The 8,534-nt window shown below is 71.7% G+C and carries 7 protein-coding genes and 2 riboswitches; of the genes, 2 read left to right on the top strand and 5 right to left on the bottom strand.

Translation table 11 applies throughout. The annotated features are described in order from the left end of the window. Positions 1–162: 162 nt before the first annotated feature. Positions 163–1,551: an NAD-dependent malic enzyme gene (locus PLJ28_RS13935; protein WP_183529545.1), complete on the top strand. Its 1,389-nt coding sequence runs from the start codon at positions 163–165 to the stop codon at positions 1,549–1,551. 206 nt (positions 1,552–1,757) lie between these two features. Next, positions 1,758–2,246: a YtxH domain-containing protein gene (locus PLJ28_RS13930; protein ID WP_298044465.1), complete on the top strand. Its 489-nt coding sequence runs from the start codon at positions 1,758–1,760 to the stop codon at positions 2,244–2,246. 98 nt (positions 2,247–2,344) lie between these two features. Here PLJ28_RS13930 and PLJ28_RS13925 read toward each other — a convergent pair whose 3' ends face one another. From PLJ28_RS13925 to PLJ28_RS13905, 5 genes are all read right to left on the bottom strand, one after another. Further along, the gene (locus tag PLJ28_RS13925) at positions 2,345–3,796 is read right to left on the bottom strand and encodes an LLM class flavin-dependent oxidoreductase (protein WP_255459749.1); all 1,452 of its coding nucleotides are present in this window, start codon (positions 3,794–3,796) and stop codon (positions 2,345–2,347) included. 10 nt (positions 3,797–3,806) lie between these two features. Continuing rightward, positions 3,807–3,908: riboswitch (SAM riboswitch) on the bottom strand. A gap of 58 nt (positions 3,909–3,966) precedes the next feature. Then, positions 3,967–4,764 (bottom strand): anti-sigma factor, encoded by a 798-nt coding sequence (locus PLJ28_RS13920; RefSeq protein WP_183529547.1) that lies wholly within the window; start codon positions 4,762–4,764, stop codon positions 3,967–3,969. After that, complete coding sequence (locus tag PLJ28_RS13915) at positions 4,764–5,294, bottom strand: sigma-70 family RNA polymerase sigma factor (RefSeq protein ID WP_324590256.1); 531 nt, start codon at positions 5,292–5,294, stop codon at positions 4,764–4,766. The genes PLJ28_RS13920 and PLJ28_RS13915 overlap by 1 nt, the downstream gene beginning before the upstream one ends. A gap of 211 nt (positions 5,295–5,505) precedes the next feature. Next, on the bottom strand, positions 5,506–6,834 hold the full coding sequence (locus tag PLJ28_RS13910) for a hypothetical protein (protein ID WP_298044461.1): 1,329 nt from the start codon (positions 6,832–6,834) through the stop codon (positions 5,506–5,508). A 105-nt stretch (positions 6,835–6,939) separates the two neighbouring features. Further along, positions 6,940–8,280 carry an acyl-CoA dehydrogenase family protein gene (locus PLJ28_RS13905; RefSeq protein ID WP_298044460.1) on the bottom strand — a complete coding sequence of 447 codons (1,341 nt, stop codon included), beginning with the start codon at positions 8,278–8,280 and terminating at the stop codon, positions 6,940–6,942. A 5-nt stretch (positions 8,281–8,285) separates the two neighbouring features. Then, positions 8,286–8,380: riboswitch (SAM riboswitch) on the bottom strand. Positions 8,381–8,534 lie beyond the last annotated feature (154 nt).

Raw genomic sequence — 8,534 nt, 5'->3', positions numbered from 1 at the left:
GGATTACTGGAACGTCATCCTCAGGGGTTTCTAGGGCGCGACAGCGTGACGACACACGACTGAGCAGTAGGTCTGCCCGCCGATAGACTCGGCCTCGATCAGGACTGGTCCGTCGGCCATGGAGCAGACGACCATTCGGCCCTCTCCTACGAAGGAGCTCTCATGGCAGCACCCAGCCCCGGTTATTCCATCACCCTGCAGGTCAAGGCCCCCGCGTCCTTCACCGCGACCTCCGACCTGACCGCAGAGGTGGCCGCCTCCGGTGCTGCCATCACCGGCCTGGACGTGGTGGAGTCCCACCACGAGTACATGATCGTCGCCGTCAGCTGCAACACCATCGACGCCGGTCACGCCGAGCGCGTGCGCCAGGCCCTGGACGCCCTGGACGGGACCGAGGTCCTGGAACTCTCGGACCAGACGTTCCAGCTGCACGAGGGCGGGAAGATCGAGACCACCCTGCGGGTGCCGCTGCGCACCCGCGACGACCTCTCCCGGGCCTACACCCCGGGCGTGGCCCGGGTCTGCCAGGCCATCGCGAAGGACAAGGACCTGGCCCGTCAGTACACCGTCAAGAAGAACACGGTCGCCGTGGTCACCGACGGCACCGCGGTGCTGGGCCTGGGGGACATCGGCCCCGAGGCCGCGATGCCCGTGATGGAGGGCAAGGCCGCCCTGTTCAAGCAGTTCGCCGGCGTCGACGCCTGGCCGGTGGCCCTGGACACCAAGGACACCGAGGAGATCATCTCCATCGTCAAGGCCATCGCCCCGGCCTACGGCGGCATCAACCTCGAGGACATCTCCGCCCCGCGCTGCTTCGAGATCGAGGCCCGCCTGCGCGAGGAACTGGACATCCCGGTGTTCCACGACGACCAGCACGGCACCGCCATCGTGGTACAGGCCGCGCTGACCAACGCCCTGAAGCTGACCGGCAAGAAGATCGAGGACGTGCGCATCGTCGTCTCCGGCGTCGGCGCCGCCGGCACCGCGATCATCCGCCTGCTGATGGCCTCGGGCGCCCGCCACATCGTGGCCGCCGGCCGGGCCGGGGTGATCGAGCGCGGCTCCACGCACACGGACTCCAACCGCCAGTGGCTGGCCGACAACACCAACGCCGGCTCCTTCTCGGGCACGCTCAAGGAGGCCGTGGTCGGGGCCGACGTGTTCATCGGCGTCTCCGCCCCGAACCTGCTGGACGAGGCGGACATCGCCGCCATGAACGACGGGGCCATGGTCTTCGCCATGTCCAACCCGGACCCCGAGGTCGACCCCGCCGCGGCCTCCAAGCACGCCGCCGTGGTGGCCACCGGCCGGTCGGACTTCCCGAACCAGATCAACAACGTGCTGGCCTTCCCCGGGTTCTTCCGCGGGCTGCTGGACGCCGGAGCCTCCGATATCACCGACGAGATGCTGGTCGTGGCCGCCGAGGCCATCGCCTCCTGCATCTCCGACGAGGAGCTCAACCCCGGCTTCATCATCCCCTCGGTCTTCGACCCCGAGGTCTCCGAGCGCGTGGCCCAGGCCGTGGCGGCTGCCGCCACACCGCGTAGCTGATCCCTTTCCCGGGACCGCTGGGATCCCCGGATCCCCCGGCCCGGGTCCTGGCGGCCGGCGCCACCGACCCTGGTCGGGGCGCCGGCCGCCGGCGTCTGCGGGCACCGGAGTCTGGGAACTGGCTGGGAAGTGTTTGACCGTCCGGCGGCGCGGGTGAAGACTCGAGGCATCACCCAACCGGCGGGACCCGCCACGAAGGAGACACGATGAAGCGATTGATCACCCTGGGCGTCGGCGCGGCGATCGGCTATCTGCTGGGGAGCCGCGAAGGCCGCCAGAACCTCGACAAGTTCGCGAAGAACGCGCAGAAGCTCTGGAACGACCCCAAGACCCAGGAGCAGGTCCACAAGGCTGCCTCCACCGTGAAGGACAAGGCCCCGGGCGTGGCGGACAAGGCCACCGGACTGGCCGACAAGGCCGCTGACTCGATCCGGGACCGCGCTCCCGGCGTGGCGGACAAGGCCAGTGCCGCAGCCCACGCCGTCGCGGACAAGGCGACCGCCGCCACCCAGGGCCTGGCCGACCGGGCGGGTACCACCTCCCAGGACTCCGGCGGCAAGCACGCCTCGGCCGGCACGTCCTACGACACCGCCGTCAAGGAGTCCGAGGGGACATCCGGCACCGGCCAGCAGGGCGGCACTCCGACCCCCGGTCCGTCCCAGACCTCCGGAGGCAGCGGACCGGACCGCTACTGAGCGTCCCGCCTCCCGCATGACAGGAGAAGACCCCGGTTCCCGCCCAGCGAACCGGGGTCTTCTCGTCGTCGGGCCCTGGTGATCCGGGGGCCCGGTGGTCAGGCCTGCACGCGGTTGCGCAGTGCGAAGGAGGCCCCGTAGTGGTTCTGGGGCAGGTGGTCACCCCGGCCGAACAGCTTGTGGCGCATGGTGCCCTCGGTGTACTCGGTCTTGTAGCGGCCCAGCTTCTGCAGTTCCGGGACCACGTACTGCACGATGTCCTCGAAGGTGCCCGGGGTGATGTGGTAGGCGAGGTTGAACCCGTCCACATCGGTCTCGTCCTGGATGCGGACCAGTTCCCTCGCCACGGTCTCGCCGGAGCCGATGATGACCGGGCCGAACCCGCCCACGCCGCACCACTCGGCGATGCGCCGCACCGTCCACGGGTTGCCGTCGTCCCCCGAGGCCTTCTTGAAGGTCTCGATGGTGGACTGGATGGCGTTGGACTCCACGTCGCCCAGCGGCTCGTCGAGGTCGAACTGGGACAGGTCGATGCCCATCCAGCCGCTCATCAGCACGAGGCCGCCCTCGACGTCGATGTACTTCGTGAGCTCCTCGTACTTGGCCTGTGCCTCCTCGTCGGTGGCACCCGTGACGATGGTCTGCATGGACATGATGCGGAGGTCGTACGGATCGCGGCCGGCCTCGACGGCGGCCCGGCGGAGCTTCGCCGCGGTGCCCTTGATCAGTTCGGCCGTGGGCGAGTTGATGAACACGGCCTCGGCGTGCTTGCCGGCGAAGGCCCGGCCGCGCGTGGAGGCGCCGGCCTGGTAGATCACGGGGGTGCGCTGCTTGGACGGCTCGGTGAAGGCGATGCCGGGGGTCTTGAAGTACGTGCCCTCGTGCTCGATGCGGTGGACCTTGGACGGGTCGATGAAGACGCCCGACTCCTTGTCGTTGACGACCGCGTCGTCCTCCCACGAGCCCTCGAGCAGCTTGTAGACCACGTCGAGGTACTCGTCGGCGTGGTTGTAGCGCTCGTCGTGCTCCATCTGGTCCTCGTGCCCGAAGTTCCGGGCGGCCGAGGGCAGGTAGCCCGTCACGACGTTCCAGCCCACGCGGCCCTCGGTGAGGTGGTCCAGCGTGGCCAGGCGGCGTGCGAAGGCGTACGGGTGCTCGTAGGCGGTGCCCGCGGTGACGCCGAAGGTGAGGTGCTTGGTCACGGCGGCCATCGGCGGGACCACAAGGATCGGGTCGTTGGTGGGCACCTGGGTGCCGGCCTTCAGGGTGGCCTCGTCCGAGCTGCCGTAGACGTCGTAGGGACCCAGGACGTCGGCGATGAAGATGCCGTCGAACAGCCCCTTCTCCAGCGTCTGGGCCAGCCCCGTCCAGTAGCCCAGGGTGTTGTAGTCGCGGGCGTGGTCGTCCGGGTGGCGCCACAGGCCGGGGGACTGGTGGGCCACGCAGTTCATGTCGAAGGCGTTGAAGAGGATCTCGCGCCGGCCGGCGGGGGTGGTCGGCACCCCTGCGGGCAGTCCGGCGGTGGTGTTCTGGGCATTCGATGACGTCATGGTGATGCTCCTTCCATCGGTCCTGGCGGTAGCACCGGTCCCGCGCCCCGGGGGCGCGTGGTGGTTGCTGCGGCGTCGACGAGCCAGGTCTCTCGGCCGCTCTGGATGGTTACCGGGCAATTGGAGCACACCGTCCGGGGCCGGGACGAATCCGGTGTCCTCCGGTGACGTCAGCCCGCGGCCACCACCACGACAGGATCCGTGGTGGGGGCCGGCGATCCCCCGGCGGGCTCGAGGGTGAGGGCCAGCGCCGCCCTGGCCGGCACCTCGGGCAGCCGGACGAGGGCCAGACCGTCGTCGAGTTCCAGGAGCCCCGCGGACCGGGGCGACTGATCGCCCTCGAGGGTCCACAATTGGTAGACGCGGTCACCCTCCGGGGCAGCAAGGCCCCGGGCGGCCACCACGGTCTCGCCCGAGGGGGCCCGCGCGACCTCGACTGTGCCGCCGCCCGCCACGGGTGCCGTCTCCTGACGGGCTCCGTCCTGTCCGAGTACCTGTTCGATGGCCACCACCTGGTCCTGCTGCGTCAGGCCCCCGTCCTGCCACGGCTGGGCGAGGAGCAGCACTGCGGCGGTCGCGGCCGCCGCCGCAGTGGCGGCCACCGCGGTCCAGGCCCGACGGCGGCCGGGCCAGCGTCGTTCCCGCTGGTCCCGCAGGCTGGTGGGCGCGTCCGGATCCTGCGATCCCGCGGTGGCGGCACCGGCGGACGTCGCCTCGGGACGCACCCCGGTGTGTGCGGACCGGAGGGACCTGGCCTCGGCGTCGACGGCGCCCAGGACGCGGTCCCTCAGCCCGGCAGGCGGCGCCGCGTTCTCGCGGGTGCCCAGACCGTCCGTGGCCCGCAGCAGGGCGTCGGCCTCGGCCCGCAGGACGGGGTCGACGCGCAATCGCTCCTCGATCCGGCGCCGCTCGGCCTCGTCCACGGCATTAAGGGCCCAGGCGGCGAGCAGTTCCCGTTCGTCGGCCATCACTCCACCCCCAGGCAGTCCAGTAGTCGGTGCAGGCCGGTGCGCATCCGTGATTTCACGGTGGCGAGCTTGGCCCCGAGCCGGTCGGCGACCTCTCGGTACGAGAGCCCGCCGTAGTATGCGGCCGTGACGGCCTCGTGTTCCAGGGCCGTCAGCGCACCCAGGCAGTCGGCCACCCGGCCCCGGTCCTCGGCGTCGGTCACCGCCTCGGAGACGTCGTCGTGGTCCCGGCCAAAGGATGCCGCGCCTGCCCGGAGCTCCCGGTCGCGTCGGGACTGGGTGGATCGCACCAGGTCCACGGCCCGCCGGTGGGTGATCGAGCAGACCCAGCCGATCACCGATCCCCGCTCGCGGCGGTACCCCCCGGCGCCACGCCAGGCGTCCAGCAGGGCCTCCTGGGTGACGTCAGCCGCCAGGTCCCGGTCCCGCACCACGCGCAGGGCCAGGCCATACGCACGCGGGGCGACGGCGTCGTAGAAGGCGGCGAAGGCCTGCTGATCCCCCTGGGCGCTGCGCCGGAGGTGGTCCACCAACTGGTCCTCACCGGCCCCGGTCCGCGGGCGCGGGCCTGGGGGCGTGGTCCCCGGTCCGGCGTCGCGCGTCATCCGGCCAGCGTATCCGCGCCCTGCTCCCCCGTGCGAGGCGAGGCCAGGATCGGCGTGGCGCTGGTTCGACCGCGGCGTCCCGGGATGCCCCTGGGGGCAACCGGGACGCCGTGCGCCGGTCACCGGCCCGGACCGGTCACGGGACGAGGGCCTCCGCCATCGAGTCGATGGCCCCGGAGAGCGTCTCCACGTGCATGCCCAGCCCCTCGGCGATGTCCGCGGCCGGCAGTTCTCCACCGCTGATCTCCTCGAAGAACTCCCCGGCCTGCGGGCGGTATCCGTCCAGGTCCATCAGGGCCTGCTCGGCGGCCTCGGTGTCCCCACCGGCCCGGGCCTGCGCATAGTCCACGAAGAACCCGATGTGCTCACGCCACAGTTCCAGGAACGCCGTGCCCTGCTCCTCGCCGGCCAGCGAGCCGATCTTCTCGGCGAGGGCCTTCGAATTGGTGTCCAGGGTGGCGGCCGCCGCGGTGAAGGCCTCCGAGTCGGTGCCACCCTGTGCGGTGTAGGCGGTGAACACGGCGATCCCGGCGAGGTAGACGTGCTCCTGCAGGTCGTAGGTGAGCTGAGCCCGCAGCGTGGCGGCGTCGTCCATCGGGTCGCCTTCCATCCCGGTGGCCGTGACGACGCCACCGGAGATGGTGGCCGCCGCCTCGCCGACGTGGTGCGCGGCCATCCGCAGGTCGTCGTAGGCGGCCGGGTCGCCGGCTGCGAGGCCGTCGATGGCCATGGTGAGGGTGTCCACATGGCCGTGCAGGGACTCCGTGACGGCCCCGGCCGGCAGCTCGCCGCCCGTGAGCTTCTCGAAGAACGAGCCGGCTTCCTGCGTGTACCCCTCGAGGTCCGCCATCGCCTGCTCCTTGGCGGCCGCGTCCCCACCCTTGGCGGCCGCGGCGTAGTCCACGAAGTAGCCGATGTGCTCGCGCCACAGCTGCAGGAACGCCTCCGAGGTCTCCGCGTCCGAGGCGGCCTCGATGGTGGCTGCCAGCTCCTGGGAGTTCTCGTCCAGGGCGGCGGAGGCCAGTTCGGTCTCCGGGCTGTCGAGTTCGGTGGCGTAGGCCGTGGCCACCGTCATCCCGGCCAGGTAGACGTGCTCCTGCAGTTGTGCCGTCAAGGTGGCTCGCACGGTCGCCGCGTCGGAGGAGGGGTCTCCCCCCACGTCTGCCGCGGTGGCGAATCCGGTGGCCAGGGTCTCGGCGGTCTTGGGCATGTGGGCCGCGGCGGTCCGGGCGTCGGCGAACGGGTCACCGGTGGAGGCCGGCATCGGCATGTCCTCCGACGCACCGCCCTCCATGCCCCCGGACGTGTTCGCGGAGGCCGAGGGCGAGGCGGACATCGACGCCGAGGCGGTGGACTGGTCCGGTTGCGCGCCTGCGTCCCCTCCGGCGCCGCAGGCGGCGAGGGACAGGGCGAGGGCAATGGTGCCGAGGACGGCCGCGGACTTCTTCGTGGTGTTCGTGGTCATGACTGCTCCTTGGTCGATCCAGCGTTGACGTCTGGTGTTCGGAGCAGGTGCCGGGCCGGATGGGTCCGGCGTGGAAATTCTCGTCGCGAGGTCCGGAAAGCCCCCTCAGGCCGTGCCTGTGGACAGGTAGGGCACCGGCGCGGTGCCGTTGACCTCCCAGTCGCCCACCATGCGGGCCATGAAGACCGCCGGGTCGTGGCTGGCCAGGGTCCGTGCGTTGCGCCAGTGCCGGTCCAGCTGCAGCTCGGTGCTCGTGGCGGAGGCGCCGAGGGTGTCGAAGATGCGCGTGCAGGTGTCCAGGACGAGCCGGGGCACCATCACGTGCGCCCGATGGGCCGTCAGGGCGGCGCGTTGCAGGGCCTCGGCGGCAGCACCGTCGTCGCCGCCGTCATCGCCCGCGTCCGCCCCGACGGCGGCTCGCCCGCCCTGGGTGTCGCGCCCCGCGGCCGCGAGCGCCAGCGCCGCGTCCAGGTCACGTCCGGCGGCACGGACCAGTTCCTCGGCGGTGGCCTGCTGGGCGGACAGCTCGCCGATGATCCCCAGGAGCTGGTCGTCCTCCCGCGGGGTGAGCCCGCCCGCGGTGTTCGGTGACCGGCGCCGGCGCTTCGTCTGGTCGACCCCGTCCCTCAGCGCGGCCCGCCCGACCCCGGCGAGCAGGGCCATCAGGGTGGCCTCGTGGTGCAGCGGCACGTGCCCGTCGGCCGGTGGCAGCGCCAGCAGCTCCTCGACGCCGGCCCGGTCGAACTCGACCGTGCCGGTACCGGTCAGCCGCTGGCCGAACCCGTCCCAGTCGTCCTTGACGAGCGTCCGCGGTTGACGGACCCTCACGACGGCGAGCGCCAGCCGCGCGGAGCCCGGGGAGCCTCCGGGGGCACCGGACGCCAGGTTCTGCCGGGAACCGCCGCGACGGCGCCCGGGCAGGGGAACGGCGTCGTCGAGGCGGGCCGTCGCCAGGGTCCACGTGGCGAAGATGCTGCCGGTGGTGTAGTACTTGCGGCCGCTGATCCGCAGCTGGCCGCCCTCGTCCCGGGAGACGGTCGTGTCCATCTCGCCCAGCGCCGGCCCGCGGGCCTCGGACAGCGCGCTGCCGGCCAGTTCGCCGTCCGCCACCCGTTCCAGCCACCTCGTGCGCAGGGCCTCGTCCGGCTGGGCGAGGACGTGCTCGACGAAGCTGAGGTGGCTACGGACCAGGTGCGCCGTGTTCGCGTCCACCGCGGCGAGGTCCATCAGCAGGCGCAGCATGTCCTCCTGCCCGGCACCGGAGCCCCCGGCCTCCACCGGGACGGTGAGCGTGCCGATCCCCACCGCACGGAGCTGCTCGAGAGCGGCGAAGGGCAGGTGACGGCCGGCCTCCCGGGCCGGTTCCCCTCGGGCGATGTCCTGGAGGGCGGGGGCGAACCGCCCGGCCAGGTCCTGGTAGGTGGTGGCGTGCACGGTCGAGGTCATGGAATCTCCCATCGGTCCCGGCGGTAGCACCCGGTCCCCTGTCAAGGGCGGGTTGCTGCGGCGTCGTCGATCCGGGTCTCTCGGCCGCTCTGGATGGCTATGGCTCCATGGGAACAGCCCCGGCACCCCGGTCCGCCACGATGTGACGTTTTGTGTCGAACGCCGTTCCGGTGCCGGATTGACAGGACTCCCCCACGACCTGATTGACTGGACGCGCAACCATCCAGAGCGGCCGAGAGATCTGGCTCCGTGAC

Origin of the sequence: Citricoccus sp. (genome assembly GCF_035445025.1) — a bacterium.
In the GTDB taxonomy this organism is placed as follows: domain Bacteria; phylum Actinomycetota; class Actinomycetes; order Actinomycetales; family Micrococcaceae; genus Citricoccus.
Note: the sequence above shows the minus strand (reverse complement) of the source record. Positions and strands in the feature narration are given on the sequence as shown.